The following is a 14,340-nucleotide window of genomic DNA, read 5'->3' on the forward strand; positions in this document are numbered from 1 at the left end:
AGAAAACAATAAATAGGCTAGTAAGAACAAAATCGCTAACGCGATTAACTACCCGCCCAGATGAGGGCTATTTATCTGGGCCGTTTCCTTTTCAATTATTGTGCCTTGCCTTTTTTCAATAGCAAAGACATTGCTTTGCAAAAACGGCTCTATTCTACCCATTCATTAATGTTAGCTTGATGGGAATGGGGGAGTGTCAGGAAAATGCGGATTTGCGACGTTATGGAAATTCTAATATTAAAAAGCCTAATTTCTCAGCATAAAAATTGAGAAATTAGGCTTTTTTCGTTGTTACATTAAAGCGTCCGATTATGGAAGACCCAAGAGTAACAAACACTCTATCAGACAAATTCTTAACACCCATTCTATGGGAAACGTTCAATTTTGTTTTAAACAGTGAATCTCTTTTATATCCACATAATATTCACCAAGAATTATTTGGGACTTATATGTATCCCTTCGCTCTCTCGCCAATCTGCGTAGAGTATACGCTTTACATTATCATATCCATTGGTAGTTAATTGGTTATCTAACCACTGTTGATCAAATCCGAGTTCATGTAAATTATCCCATAAAATTTCCCCATCTATAATTAACGATGTTGGGAGGTCTACTGGACTTTCTGGAAGGGATCTTGCTTATCTGGTTTTTGATACTTGGATTGTAATAATATACTTATTTGTCCATTAGCTTCCAATATACCGTATTTGACTTCGCGAACTGAAAAAACATTATTTTGACGGAGTATACTCAATACTTGATTTACATCCAATTTGTTTTTCTTAAGTAACTTTCGATCCATGACTCCATCCCGAATGATGATGTTAGGATCGCCTAATAAGAGAGAACGTGTCGATTTATTTTTTAGAGTCAAAAACTCTATTCCCAACATAAGAAGCGTCCACAATCCGATGGCATATAAAAAATGAAAAATCCCTACCTTATCTTCATAAATGGTATTTCCTAAAAAATCTCCAAGTACTAACACAAAAACTAAGTGAAACGGGGTTAACTGATAGATGGATGTTCTGCCTGTTACGATAATGATAAAAAATAAAGTGGCAAAACCAACGATGGCTTTGATCGTCAGTAAACCAATATTAACTTCTTCCAAAGTTTTTTCCTCCAATTTAAATTTTACTTAGTTGTAAGATCTTGAGCTTGAGATAATAGGCTAGTTTTAGTATTAAAGCTCGAGTTACAATTCCAACAATGATGTATAGAGCTTATCTTCTAATAAACGTATTTCCTTAAGATTTTCAAATATATTATTTATTGATATCACCCCTATATTTAAATTAAAAGGAACAGCTATTTTTGAATTCATACTCTTTAAGCAGCCTTTTTGTTATTCCGTTTTATACATTTAACTTATAATAAAGGAGAAAACACACGTGCACTTTGTTCAATCATGCGCTGAGTTATGGAGCGCTGCACCAGATCGTCGACCTTCACCGGCAATGAATCACTAAGATCACGCTCGAATTGACTAGTAAGTTCTTTAACAACATCATCACTGTAAATGACTTCACACGTCTCATAATTCAGCCGGAAGCTTCTCATATCCCAGTTTGCAGCACCAGCAACTGCGATCTCATCATCTATGCCATTTGTTTCGCATGGAGCATGCCTTTATCGTATTCGTAAATTTGAAGACCTGCCTCTATCAATTCTCCATAATAAGTTCGTTTGGCAGAGTCGACGATTTTATTTGCTACATGTCGGGGGACGAGTAACCTTATGCGTACACCTCTTGCCACGGTTGTCTTTATCGCCATCAGGATGTCTTCATCTGGAATAAAGAACGGGGTGGTTATATCAACGGTCTGGTTCGCTTGACTTAGGCAAATGAAGTAGGTCGTTCGAACGATTGGCGTAGGAAGACCTGGATTACCTTCCAACGTCTGACATGAACCAGACCAATAACAATGATTGCTGTAATTGTCGGTTTGATTTTGTTCCTGTCATCTTCTCTGTCAAAATTTCATTATAATTATATTTTTCTAATAAATCCAATTGTCGTGCTAACTCTTATTTGAACTTTGACTGTAAGATTGTCATAAAACTTTTCTGTACTACATTTTTTATCTCCAATTCCTGACACCTTCCCGTTTATCAATAAATCCTCTAATTCTTTTTTAAAAGGGAAATTTTGAAAATGATACAAATAGGCCCCTACTTTTTGGTGATTAAGGACCTTAATATTGTTGTTAAGTTAAAATGTTCGTATAAAAAAGTGGAAGAAGAAGATAATATTAAAAGTAAAAAACCAATAGAAAGGACGATGAAAATGAATCTAAAGTGGTTAAGACTATTAACAGCAGTTTTTCTATCTACTATCATGTTATTGGGGTGTAATAATGTAGAAGAGGATAATGATCCACCACCACCTGAAGTGGATGTAGATCCTGATACAGAAGAACCAATTGAAGATCCTGAAGATGCAAATGACCCAAATAATATAGATGAAAATAAAGATGATGAAGCTGATTTAGTCCCTGATGCAGAAGAACCCATTGAAGATCCTAAAGATATAAACGATCCAGATAATATAGATGAATAAATATTAATAGACAGCAATAAGGCACACCGTTTGATTTTGACGGTGTGCCTTATTGCTCCAAATTTAACTGTTATGATAACTCAATTGTTGTTTTTGAACAATAGTACAAAAATACATTTAAACATTTCAACTCTACTAGTTTTTCCTTTATAAGAATGGATCATATCAACCATTTTTAAAACATTTCATTAATTTCCCAAGATTCGACCGTTAAATAAGCGGTCTGTGCCAATTAAATAGGTTATTGCAGCAACTTCCTGCAATGCATGGACATATGAAGTATCTTTTGCTTCTTCTAATCCATATTTTATAAAAGGGGCAATAATATTTAATACTTGATTCAAATGAGGATATAAAGGTTGTTTGATTTGTTGCTCTGCCCAAATTTCAGACTCAGGATAATTGCTGAGACTGGGTGGAATATTGAGGGTGATAATTAGACATGTGATTATGATATTGATGCATTTTTTAACTCCCTTTCTTTTGAGTATATTCAGTTTTATCTTATGTTCCTCACTTTTCCTAGGAATAGAGACATTGCCTACATATCCTAGTTTGAAGAAAAAGAAATAAAGAAAATAAGAAATAGTAAACTTAATGACTTTTTGCTTACTTATTTATCATTAACTTTTTACTTTTAATAATGTAATACGAAACCTCTTTTTTTACTTTTCCACCTATTCCCATTGTAAAAATTCCTGGGACTAAACTAATAAAAAACTATGTCAAAAACCGATTTAATACCCCTATAACCAGAGTCCAAAATGTTGAAAGCGAAAAAAATGTTCTTCAAATAAATAGCATGCCATGGATGAAACCATAAAGAATCACTTAAGAAATTATCCTTCCGTTTTTCTTATTAAACACAATGAAAAAACTGAGAGTCATTATATTAAGAAAGAAGTAACCGTCAAATTCAAGGTTCACCCAACAACGCAAGATTTAGAACGGATGACAAGTGAGATAAATGGTAAAATTATTAAAGATCTGAATTCTACGATTGCTTTTCATTCCAAAATCAATTATGCAACAATAAAAATGTAGTCTTGATTTCTGCAGCGTGGCAGGACTTGCTGGCCTTTTGCTTTCTGCAAACCCTAATTTAACTAACAGAGAAGTAATAGACATTATTAAGAATTCTGCATATGATTTAGGAATCCCTGGAAATGATAGCGATTTCGGCAATGGCTTAATTGATGTAAAGAATGCACTGGAAGCAGCCCTAAATGAATAATCTGAAATACTCCCCCTATTGACCCCATGTCAGGATAAAAGGCAATGAACCTTTATAAAAGTTACCTTTTGTAGTTAAAAACACCTTGAAATTTTTGAATTCTTTAACTAAGGCGATATGAAATTTAAAAGCTATGGACTGGTTACCATAGCTTTTTGCGATCTTATTGTATTGGAGGATTATGCGGAAACTGGGACATGTACCCTGTAAACTGCTGTGCCGCCTGTTGAAGTTTTTGTGGCTGTTCCGCTTCAAGCGAATACCATCCCTTTTGAAACATCAGATTATACAGTTCACGCTGCAAATTCTTCGTTTCGTCAAAAATCGCGTGAATGTCCTGATATAGCCAAGCGTGGCTTGCCTCATTCATTGCCGTAGAATAAGATGCCGTAATGTACTTTTCATACGAAAGCATATCGTTTAGGAAGTCACGTTCATTCATCTCAGGTGTTTTTGGTATAGGTGTTTCTGGATTTTGAATCTTGTTTTGATTGTTATTCATTTTGTATGTCCCCCTTATTGATTCTTCATTTGGTTCACATTTTGCTCCAAATGCTGCAAAATACGCTGATAATGTCTTTCGTGCATCATGCATGCCTTTTCAAGGGCTACTACGACCTGTTGATCTTGGCACTGGTCTGCTGCAAAATGTGCCTTTTTGAGTCCTAAAAGGTTCCACGATAGCATGTCCTTTAAGTAATTAAAATCTTTTCCTGTAAGCACTTGTGGTGGCTCTTGAAAGACCGGCGGCTGACTTTGAGATTGATTCGGTTGTTGCTGTTGCATGAACAGTTCCTCCTTATTACTTCATTTACCACTTTAGCTTTTCAAATTTATAAAAAACTATACCTTACCAGATGGTAATTTAGTCTCTAGTTAGGACAGTGCCCAGATCATTACGCCTTTCGTGATGTCAGAACTTACCCAACCTTAATTCTCTATTTTTTCGTTCTTAATATCTTATAAAAGTTCTTATAAAGGTAGTCCATAATATATAACAGACAATCCCTTCATATTCCATACGTATACTGGTTACATAGTTTGTACATGCTAAGAGAAAAAAGCTAGGGAGGAATTTTAGATGGAGTGGATTTTTTATCTATACCTTTTAAATACGGTCTTTATCTTATTCATAGCAATTTGGGAAGTTCGTCGGCCAGCCAAAGCTTTGAATTGGATAGTAATCGTCCTTGTTTTGCCTGTCATTGGTTTCTTACTATATCTTAGCATATCAAATCCCAAGCTTATTCATCGTAAAAGATTGACCTCTTCTCATAATGAGTCTGAGAAGTTACCTGATACATATAGTGATTCAGCATCGATAATCGCCGATGCTTTAAGGTATTTTACTTTAGGCGGGCTACAAGTCGGCAAAGTCCAAGTACTAAACAATGGAATAGTAAAATATGAACAACTCATCGAATCTCTACAAAAAGCCCAAAAAACCATTGATCTGGAATATTACATCTATCGGAATGACCAAATAGGTAATCGCATCACAGAACTGCTGATCGAAAAAGCAGTAAACGGAGTGCGGGTTCGTTTTATTAGAGATGGTTGGGGGAGTAAAAAATTTCCGCGTCAAAAAATCCTGCAGATGGTGGAAGCAGGGATAGAATGCCGGACAATATTTCCTTTACGCTTTCCCTGGATTTTATCCAATTGGAATTATCGGGATCACTGTAAGATTGTCACGGTCGACGGAAAGAAAGCTTTTACTGGTGGCATGAACGTAGGATATGAATATACAGGATTAAATCCTGACATTGGCTTCTGGCGGGATACTCATTTACAAATAACAGGAGAAGCATCAGTCGATTTGCAGACTGTCTTTGACGTTCATTGGAATATTGCTGTGCCGGAACGGATAAAATCGAAAACAAATCGGAAAACAAAATCTGAGGTAACGAAAATCAATCCAATCGGAAGAGTAGATTTTTCCAGATGGTCAGCCGAATTGGGGTCAGAGTTGAGCACCATAGATGGTAAAGAGATGGACATATACCCAAAGACCGGGACATTGCAAAAAGCGTACATCCATACGTTGGAAGGAAACCCTGGAATTCCTACCCCAGTTATTCGTCAAGCTTACTTTATATGTATAACACAGGCGACCAAGACTATTGATATAACAACACCCTACTTTGTACCAGAAACAGATATTATCATGGCATTAAAGACAGCTGTGGCTCGTGGTGTACGCGTAAGATTACTTGTTCCTCGCCATATTGATCAAAAAATCGTGGGCTTTGCAAGTCGTACTTATTACGGGGAACTTATAGAAGCTGGGGTCCAGATCTACCAGTACAATAAAGGAATGTTACATGCGAAACTGATGATCATTGATGAGGAAATTGCAGAAGTAGGCGCAGCAAACTATGATATGAGAAGTTTTCGCCTGAATTATGAGGTGTGTCAAGTCGTGTACAGTGCTGATGTGGCAAGTGAACTCACAGAGCAGTTCGAGAGGGATCTTACTGATTCTGTACCATTAAGAATGGAAGACTTACTGCAACGATCCCTGACCGAGCGCATTGTTGAACAGGGTGCTCGCTTGCTTTCTCCATTATTATAAGTTGATGTATCCTGTTTTTATTGTTCTATCTTAAATCTTGATTTAATAAATTTTTGTTTTAAAAAATATTTCTTATTTACGATGGAAATTCATTACTAAAAAACGGTAATACTAAAAAGGCAGCTCAAAGAGTTTGAATTCAAAAATATCTGTTACCTTTTAATTTAAATATAGGGGTGATATCAATAAATAATATATTTGAAAATCTTAAGGAAATACGTTTATTAGAATATAAGCTCTATCATTTAGAATTAAATGGTTGGCTAAAAAATGAGTTTTTAACTTGGGAATGGTGGATTCTAGTAGTTTTTTTTATTGTGCCTTGGGTTATATGGGCTAAACTTGTTAACCGAGACATTATTTTAGAAATTTTGTTATTTGGTACCGTAATTATTTTGACAACAACCTTACTAGATGTAGTTGGTGCACAATATAGTCTTTGGGATTACCCCATTGCATTCCTACCTATTATTCCTAGGGCTTTTCCTTTTGATTTTTCAATGGTACCTGTAGCTTACATGTTGTTATATCAATATTTTAGAACATGGAAATCTTTTATTTTAGCCCAGATCATTATGGCACTAACATATGCCTTTATAGGTGAACCATTTTGCGAGTGGGTCAAACTTGTTAATTATTTAGAGTGGAGATACAGATATTCATTCATATATTACATCATTGTTGGAATTGTAACTCGAGCTTTAATACTAAAACTAGCCTTTTTATCTAAACCTCAAGATCTTACAACTAAGTAAAATTTAAATTGGAGGAAAAAACTTTGGAAGAAGTTAATATTGGTTTACTGACGATCAAAGTCATCGTTGGTTTTGCCACTTTATTTTTTATCATTATCATAACAGGCAGAACATCCATCTATCAGTTAACCCCGTTTCACTTAGTTTTTGTGTTAGTACTTGGAGATTTTTTAGGAAATACCATTTATGAAGATAAGGTAGGGATTTTTCATTTTTTATATGCCATCGGATTGTGGACGTTCCTTATGTTGGGAATAGAGTTTATGACTCTAAAAAATAAATCGACACGTTCTCTCTTATTAGGCAATCCTAACATAATCATTCGAGATGGTGTTATGGACAGAAAGTTACTTACAAAGAACAAATTGGATGTAAATCAAGTATTGAGTATACTCCGTCAAAATAATGTCTTTTCAGTTCGTGAAGTCAAATACGGTATATTGGAAGCTAATGGGCAATTAAGTTTATTATTAAAATCCAAGTATCAAAAACCAGACAAGCAAGATCTCAATCTTCCAGAAAGTCCAGTAGACCTCCCAACATCGTTAATTATAGATGGGGAAATTTTATGGGATAATTTACATGAACTCGGATTTGATCAACAGTGGTTAGATAACCAATTAACTACCAATGGATATGATAATGTAAATCGTATACTCTACGCAGATTGGCGAGAGAGTGAAGGCATACATGTAAGTCCTAAATAAAATTTGTTAGGATCAGAGCATATCAATTTTCTTGGTGAATATAAACTTTAGTCTTCAACAATCGGGCGCTTTAATGAAGTAACTAAAGCCTAATTTTTCACTTATAACACCGAGAAATTAGACTTTTTATATTTTGATTTCCTTAACGTTGTAAATCCGCATTTTCCTGACGCTACCCCATTAAAAAAAGCTGTTGGAATCATTTACAACTATCCTTTTCCAACTTACCTTGATCAAATCCTCCAATCCCCAGAATTTCAACTTCCAAATACAGCGATGATAGGGTATTTGGGCATTTCTAAGCGCATGAGAACAATATACCTCCAAATGTTAGCGCTTACCCTGACTATTTCGGCTATATACACCCGACTTGTGTTCAAACCCTTGAAGTATAAAACGTACGTGTTACGCTAATTAACGGTTAAGAAATCGTAAATAGGAGCGTATTGAATTTGAATAATAAACGAATCGCATTTTTAGGTGCAGGTAACATGGCAGAAGCAATTATCTCAGGATTTATACAATCAGGAAAATTATCAACAGAGCAAATCGTCGTTACAAACCGAAACAACCAAGAGCGTTTGAACGAATTAAAGGACAAGTATGACATAAAAGCAGTTACAAAAGACCAGTTGGACTATACAACGATTGATATTTTTATTTTAGCAATGAAACCAAAAGATATAGATGGTGTCATTGAGGAACTACGCCAGAAGATCACTGCAGATCAGCTACTTATTTCTGTATTGGCTGGTATCTCTACTACCTATATGGAAGAAAACTTAAACGATCTTCAGCAAGTTATCCGTGTCATGCCGAATACATCCAGCATGATTCAGGAATCAGCAACTGCTGTTTCCCCCGGTAAATATGTGGATATGAATCAGGTACTGTTAGTTAAGGAACTAATGAAATGTATTGGTGAAGCATATATCCTTGATGAAGATAAGATGGACATTTATACAGGAATCGCTGGTAGTGGACCCGCTTACTTTTATAACTTAATGGAACATGTAGAAGAAGTTGGCCATCAGGCAGGACTTGATCGCGAATTGGTACGCGAAATCGGTGCCCAGACCCTTTATGGTGCAGCAAAGATGATCATGGAACAAGAAGAGACCCCGAAAGAACTGAGAGAAAATATTACATCCCCTAATGGAACAACAGCGGCCGGACTGGATGCTTTAAATGAGCATGGTGGTGGAATGGCCATTATCGAAGCAATTAAAAGTGCAGCCTCCCGCTCAAAAGCATTAAGCAAAAAACCAGAGAAAAAATTAGCCCTGCAAAAATAAACATTAAGTGGGCTGGTATACCCCCACCCATACTTGAGGTGGTGTACTGCCAGTTACATAAACCCAGTACTAAAACGCAGTTAACAAAATGAAATGAAAAATAATAGGAGTGGTGGAGTGACACCTGGTATAGACATGAAACGTATCGTAATCAAAATTGGAAGTAGTTCATTGACAAGTATGAACGGAGAAGTAAGCCGTAGAAAACTGGAAAAATTAGTCGAAGAAGTTGTTCGTTTAAAGGATGATGGCCACCAAGTATTGCTTGTTTCTTCTGGAGCAGTAGCAGCTGGATATCGTAAGCTAGGCTGTCTTACCCGCCCGGATTCTTTATCAGAAAGACAAGCTGCCGCATCCATTGGACAGGGGGTATTAATCGAAACGTATTCGGATCTCTTTATTTCCCACGGCTATGTGGCTTCACAAATTTTAATCACTCGCAGTGATTTCTCTGATGAGAACCGTTATAACAATGCAAGAAACACGATAAATGTTTTACTGGAACGGGGCATCGTTCCAATCGTAAATGAAAATGACACGATTACGATGGATTTCCTAAAGTTCGGTGACAATGATACACTCTCAGCAAAAGTAGCTGGTCTAGTTGATGCGGATCAATTAATCATCCTTTCTGATATTGACGGACTGTATGATAGTGATCCACGTAAAAATGAAGACGCAAAGCTTCTTACTAAAGTAAATGAAATCACCCCTGAGATCGAAGCAGCGGCTGGTGAACCTGGTAGCTCCGTCGGTACAGGTGGAATGAAGTCAAAAATCGAGGCCGTTAAGATAGCGATGGCATCCGGTATTTCTTCCTTTTTAGGAAAATCCAGCACCAACGGCATCGTCTATGATGCTGTTTATAATAATGCAGTCGGCACATACTTTGAACCACAAGAAGACATGGAAGAACTCAATCAAAAAAAGCAGTGGATTGCGTTTAACTCGGGACCAGAAGGCGAAGTTACCATTAAACCATCCGCCAAAGAAGCAATTCTTGAGAACCATACCAGCTTGGAACCTTCAGCTGTCTACAGCGTCAACGGTCGGTTTAAAAAAGGCGCGGTTGTAAAGATATTTGATGCAACTGGCGAGGAAATTGGCCTTGGTGTGGTGAATTACTCTTCCAAAGCACTGGATCAATTAATAAATAAGGTTGACGTCGATTTGGAAAAATACGAAAAAGCAGCCATTGAAAGTGAACAGCTCGTTTGTCACCTGGATACATCCGTGCTCACAACTGTATAAACATTTTAGGAGGAATATAATGACAGTCATAAACAAAGTGAACATCGAAGAACAAGCCATTCAAGCCAAGAAAGCAGCTAAGACCTTATCTTTGCTAAAAACCGAAGAAAAAAACGCAGCACTACTTACTTTGGCCGATGTACTAGACACAGAATATGAAAGTATCTTAACTGCCAATAAAGCAGATTTGGAAAAAGGAAGCAACAAAGGCTACGACGCGGCATACATGGATCGTTTGACGCTTACCAAAGAACGTGTCAAAGAGTTCGCCCAAGGATTACGTGACGTAGCGAAGCTTGAAGATCCAACTGGTATAGTGGATTCCGATTGGACACTGGACAATCGGTTAAATGTTCAAAAGGTAACCGTTCCTCTCGGGGTCATCGGTATGATTTATGAAGCGCGTCCCAATGTAACGGTTGATGCGACTGGATTAGCGTTAAAATCCGGAAACGCGATTGTGCTGAAGGGTGGTTCATCTGCGATTACATCCAATAAGCAGATCGTCGAAGTGATGCATCGTGGATTGGAAAAAACAAAAATACCAAAAGAAGCCGTACAATTCATTGATAGTACCGATCGGGAAGCAACACAGCAGTTATTCACGATGAAGCAGCACATCGATGTACTTATACCTCGTGGTGGTGGCTCGTTGATTCAAGCGGTCGTCAACAATGCAACCGTTCCTGTTTTGGAAACGGGTGTGGGAAATTGTCATCTTTACATTGACGCAGAAGCGGATGTGGAAAAAGCTTTAGCCATTCTTGTCAATGCGAAAACAGATCGTCCCGCTGTTTGTAACGCTGTCGAAACTGCCATCATTCATGAAGATTGGCTGGAAACAAATAAGGATGCTTTAATCCAGGCTTTTAACGAAAATAACATCAACGTTCATGGTGACGAGGCTGCTGTACAGGTTTTTCCTGGCTCTGTTCTGGCAGGAGAAGATGACTGGGCGAATGAATATTTAAGCACAGACATTGCTGTCAAAACGGTAAACCATCTGGATAATGCTATTGACCACATTGATACCTATGGAACCAAGCACTCAGAAGCAATTATTACGGAAAATGGTCAAACTGCTGAGACATTCATGAAACTAGTTGATGCAGCTGCATTGTACCACAATGCTTCCACTCGTTTTACCGATGGAGGCGCACTTGGCTTTGGTGCTGAAATAGGAATTTCCACACAAAAGCTGCACGCACGTGGCCCAATGGGATTACCTGCTTTAACAACGATTAAATATATGATGAACGGGAATGGACAGATTAGATGAATATAAAGTGAAACTGCAATCAGTGGGGGTTTTCATTCTTCCCCCACTGATTGTTAGTTGAACGAATCAGGGTGTTAGCGTCCGTTTACTTTTAGACCGTTTAACCTTTCCCCTTAGTTACTACAGGAAAGATAAGCTCACAGCGAAAAGAGGAGGGACAGTCTCCATGTAAGTTCATTTACTGGGGCCTGCCCCTTCACTTCAATAAAATTCACTTCACATGTTCCGCTTCCCATTCCTCCATAAATGCTTGTAGAGATCTATTAACATCTTCCTCACTTGGCACACTGCTCAATATTTCAACTTGGGTATATGCTTTTCCACCTTTCATGACGAGGTCGATCTCTTTTGTATGTTTAATATTATCTAATGGGTTCTTGTTTAAGATGACGAGGTCCGCGATTTTCCCTTCTTGGATTGTTCCAATATCATCTAGATTAATAGACTTAGCTGCATTTACTGTGGCTGCTTGTATAGCCTCTACTTCAGTAAAGCCGATTTCCACAAAAATTTCTAGTTCCCGATGCAAAGCCATTCCTGGGTACGTATATAGTAAGGCTGGTGTATCAGTACCAGCAACTACTGTTCCGCCCATATCATAATAAGTTTTTGCAATAGCTTTCGTTAAGTTGTTTACGACAGCATTACTCTCTTTTATAACCGCATCAAGTTCTTCATGGCTTTTCCAGTATTCTACAGGATGCTTTCTATTTTCAATAGATTTAATCACTTTATTTTTAGGCGACCAGATAGCTGGATAACGCATAGCTTGATCAAAAAGAACCATGGTCGGGCATAGTTTTACGTTGTGTTTAAGGATTTTCGCACAAAGCTCCTCGATTTTTACTTGATCTGGTTCTTCCCAATTAATATGACTCCACGCGTTTTGATCTACCATTGGGTTCCAACCTTTGTACATTTCTTGTGCAAATCCAGATGTATGTTCAAGCCAAGTAACACCCGCTTTCGCTGCATCTAAAGCCGTTAAATCCTTGGAATTGATTAAGTCACAAGCAACTTCCATGTTGTACTTCTCGGCCTCATCGGCAGCTGCTTCCATGACATCTTTTTTGATCCATCCATATAGTTTTACAAATTTAGCTCCTACCTCTACTTGCCTTCGAACTTCTTTTCTAGCTTCCTCAGGATCGTCTGTTACGAAATTACCATAGCTAGTTGGTCCCCATTGTCCAGGTGTTCCATCAATCATTCTATCTGAAGCATATACTCTTGGTGTTGGTGCATCTGTAGGCTTTTGAATTAAGTTATTAAGTAAGAGGACATTACCTGCCGTATTGCGTACTGTCGTTACACCTGATGCAACAAAATGGGGTGCGAATCCCTCATTAATATGACAATGCATATCGATTAAGCCTGGCATAATATATTTACCTTTGGCATCAATCGTCTCTATTCCCCTAGGTAATGCTTCATCGTGTCTTATGATGCTTTTGATTTTATCCCCTTCTACTTCAATTGACCCGATAAAAGAGACTTTATTCGTCACATCAATAATCGTTCCATTTTTAAGTAATAATTTTTCCATTTCTATTTCCCCCTATATTAAATGTTCTGATTTTATTGTATATTGATTAAAACGACTGGTTTGCAAAATTATCATATAGTGGAATTTTCGTCTCTGGGAGGGGAATTGAAATAGTAGTAGAATACGGAAAAACAATTAGAATGATTCGAAAACAAAAAGGGATAACTTTAAAAAGATTAGCAGATGGCGTCTGTTCTGTTTCTTTTCTATCCAAGTTTGAACGGGGAGATTCTGATATAACCCTCGGCCTCATGACAAAAATATTAGAAAAGCTCATGATGAACTTTGAAGAGTTTTTTTACATTCATCATGATTTTCAGCCCGATAAGATAGAGCAATTTTTTAAAGCAACAGGGACAGCCTACCTGAATAGAGATGCAAATGAACTAAGGCGATTAAAAAGCGATTAACTAAAGAAGGGCAAACAATATGGTGTAGAAACCTACCATTTTAATGCCCTATTGATCGAGGTATATGAAAGTATTGTAGGGAATCAGTATATCAGTGAAGAAGTGCAGGAAAATAATATTCGCCTTCTTGCTGATTACTTATTTCGCGTGGAGGTATGGGGGTATTATGAATTAATGCTTTATAATGGAACACTATTATTACTCGAGCCAGATATGGTCATAACGCTATCCAGAACTGCTTATGAAAAAAGTACTCGTTTTAAAGGCTACCTGAAGATCCACGATGCGATAACAGCTGTGCTTTTTAATACGATTATCTATTTACTTGGATCTGTGAATCGATTTCATGAAGCATTTACATATCAAAAGGAATTTAATGAGTTTATGTCGTATCTGGAGGAGGTCGCCATTCCAGAAAGCAACTTAGTGGATAGAGTCCATTTATTGCAGTTAAAAGGCGCTTATGAAATCCGGACTGGTAATAAAGAAGAAGGTATTATAAAAATGGAGAAAGCAATTCAATTATTAAGGGAACTGAATTCTACAAAGCTGGCGAATAATATAGAGCAATATCTCCTGCTGATTGAGTAGTAACGAGCAACTACCAATTTAGCCAAGTTGTGTACTAGATTTCCTTTAATACTACTATTTTTAGGCACTTTAATAAATTTAAAAGCCCTTCTTAGCAAAGGGCTTTTTTAGTTGCATTGAATATTAAATCTCTC

The 14,340-nt window shown here is 37.1% G+C and carries 14 protein-coding genes and 3 pseudogenes; 10 read left to right on the forward strand and 7 right to left on the reverse strand.

The window, feature by feature from the left end; genetic code table 11:
* Positions 1-434 precede the first annotated feature (434 nt).
* The 4 genes and pseudogenes from K3T81_RS12985 to K3T81_RS19685 form a co-directional block, all read right to left on the reverse strand.
* Positions 435-1,114 (reverse strand): annotated as a pseudogene (locus K3T81_RS12985) (DUF421 domain-containing protein).
* A 257-nt stretch (positions 1,115-1,371) separates the two neighbouring features.
* Positions 1,372-1,563 carry a phospholipase D-like domain-containing protein gene (locus K3T81_RS19510; RefSeq protein ID WP_275949837.1) on the reverse strand — a complete coding sequence of 64 codons (192 nt, stop codon included), beginning with the start codon at positions 1,561-1,563 and terminating at the stop codon, positions 1,372-1,374.
* 38 nt (positions 1,564-1,601) lie between these two features.
* Positions 1,602-1,901, reverse strand: coding sequence for a phospholipase D-like domain-containing protein (locus tag K3T81_RS19515; RefSeq protein ID WP_275949838.1), 300 nt, complete (start codon positions 1,899-1,901; stop codon positions 1,602-1,604).
* Positions 1,902-1,944: 43 nt separating this feature from the next.
* Positions 1,945-2,016: pseudogene (locus K3T81_RS19685) on the reverse strand (recombinase family protein); the annotation flags it as partial.
* Positions 2,017-2,290: 274 nt separating this feature from the next.
* On the opposite strand from K3T81_RS19685, the gene K3T81_RS13000 reads away from it, so the two are divergent.
* Both K3T81_RS13000 and K3T81_RS13005 read left to right on the forward strand, forming a co-directional pair.
* On the forward strand, positions 2,291-2,563 hold the full coding sequence (locus K3T81_RS13000) for a hypothetical protein (RefSeq protein WP_238020471.1): 273 nt from the start codon (positions 2,291-2,293) through the stop codon (positions 2,561-2,563).
* 1,060 nt (positions 2,564-3,623) lie between these two features.
* A complete protein-coding gene (locus K3T81_RS13005; RefSeq protein ID WP_238020472.1) occupies positions 3,624-3,797 on the forward strand; it encodes a S8 family serine peptidase in 174 nt (57 codons plus the stop codon).
* Positions 3,798-3,960: 163 nt separating this feature from the next.
* Here K3T81_RS13005 and K3T81_RS13010 read toward each other — a convergent pair whose 3' ends face one another.
* Together K3T81_RS13010 and K3T81_RS13015 are read right to left on the reverse strand one after the other, a co-directional pair.
* Complete coding sequence (locus K3T81_RS13010) at positions 3,961-4,299, reverse strand: spore coat protein (protein ID WP_238020473.1); 339 nt, start codon at positions 4,297-4,299, stop codon at positions 3,961-3,963.
* Between the two features lie 14 nt (positions 4,300-4,313).
* On the reverse strand, positions 4,314-4,583 hold the full coding sequence (locus tag K3T81_RS13015) for a hypothetical protein (protein WP_060681666.1): 270 nt from the start codon (positions 4,581-4,583) through the stop codon (positions 4,314-4,316).
* A 295-nt stretch (positions 4,584-4,878) separates the two neighbouring features.
* Between K3T81_RS13015 and K3T81_RS13020 the strand changes: the two genes are divergently transcribed.
* From K3T81_RS13020 to K3T81_RS13045, 6 genes are all read left to right on the forward strand, one after another.
* Positions 4,879-6,372: a phospholipase D-like domain-containing protein gene (locus K3T81_RS13020; RefSeq protein WP_238020474.1), complete on the forward strand. Its 1,494-nt coding sequence runs from the start codon at positions 4,879-4,881 to the stop codon at positions 6,370-6,372.
* Positions 6,373-6,548: 176 nt separating this feature from the next.
* Positions 6,549-7,127 carry a CBO0543 family protein gene (locus K3T81_RS13025; RefSeq protein WP_238020475.1) on the forward strand — a complete coding sequence of 193 codons (579 nt, stop codon included), beginning with the start codon at positions 6,549-6,551 and terminating at the stop codon, positions 7,125-7,127.
* Positions 7,128-7,150: 23 nt separating this feature from the next.
* Complete coding sequence (locus K3T81_RS13030) at positions 7,151-7,834, forward strand: DUF421 domain-containing protein (protein ID WP_238020476.1); 684 nt, start codon at positions 7,151-7,153, stop codon at positions 7,832-7,834.
* A 428-nt stretch (positions 7,835-8,262) separates the two neighbouring features.
* Entirely contained in the window at positions 8,263-9,129 is an 867-nt protein-coding gene (gene proC / locus K3T81_RS13035; RefSeq protein WP_338044652.1) for a pyrroline-5-carboxylate reductase, read from the forward strand.
* Between the two features lie 135 nt (positions 9,130-9,264).
* Positions 9,265-10,380: a glutamate 5-kinase gene (proB, locus tag K3T81_RS13040; protein ID WP_238020505.1), complete on the forward strand. Its 1,116-nt coding sequence runs from the start codon at positions 9,265-9,267 to the stop codon at positions 10,378-10,380.
* Between the two features lie 19 nt (positions 10,381-10,399).
* On the forward strand, positions 10,400-11,659 hold the full coding sequence (locus K3T81_RS13045) for a glutamate-5-semialdehyde dehydrogenase (protein WP_238020478.1): 1,260 nt from the start codon (positions 10,400-10,402) through the stop codon (positions 11,657-11,659).
* Positions 11,660-11,870: 211 nt separating this feature from the next.
* Here the strand turns inward: K3T81_RS13045 and K3T81_RS13050 are convergent, their stop codons facing one another.
* Positions 11,871-13,205, reverse strand: coding sequence for an amidohydrolase family protein (locus K3T81_RS13050; RefSeq protein WP_238020479.1), 1,335 nt, complete (start codon positions 13,203-13,205; stop codon positions 11,871-11,873).
* A 140-nt stretch (positions 13,206-13,345) separates the two neighbouring features.
* Here K3T81_RS13050 and K3T81_RS13055 point away from each other — a divergent pair, with 140 nt between their 5' ends.
* Both K3T81_RS13055 and K3T81_RS13060 read left to right on the forward strand, forming a co-directional pair.
* Complete coding sequence (locus tag K3T81_RS13055) at positions 13,346-13,615, forward strand: helix-turn-helix domain-containing protein (protein WP_238020480.1); 270 nt, start codon at positions 13,346-13,348, stop codon at positions 13,613-13,615.
* 18 nt (positions 13,616-13,633) lie between these two features.
* Positions 13,634-14,206 (forward strand): annotated as a pseudogene (locus K3T81_RS13060) (Rgg family transcriptional regulator); the annotation flags it as partial.
* Between the last annotated feature and the right edge of the window lie 134 nt (positions 14,207-14,340).

Origin of the sequence: Oceanobacillus jordanicus, from assembly GCF_022095695.1 — a bacterium.
Classification (GTDB): Bacteria; Bacillota; Bacilli; order Bacillales; family Amphibacillaceae; genus Oceanobacillus_B; species Oceanobacillus_B jordanicus.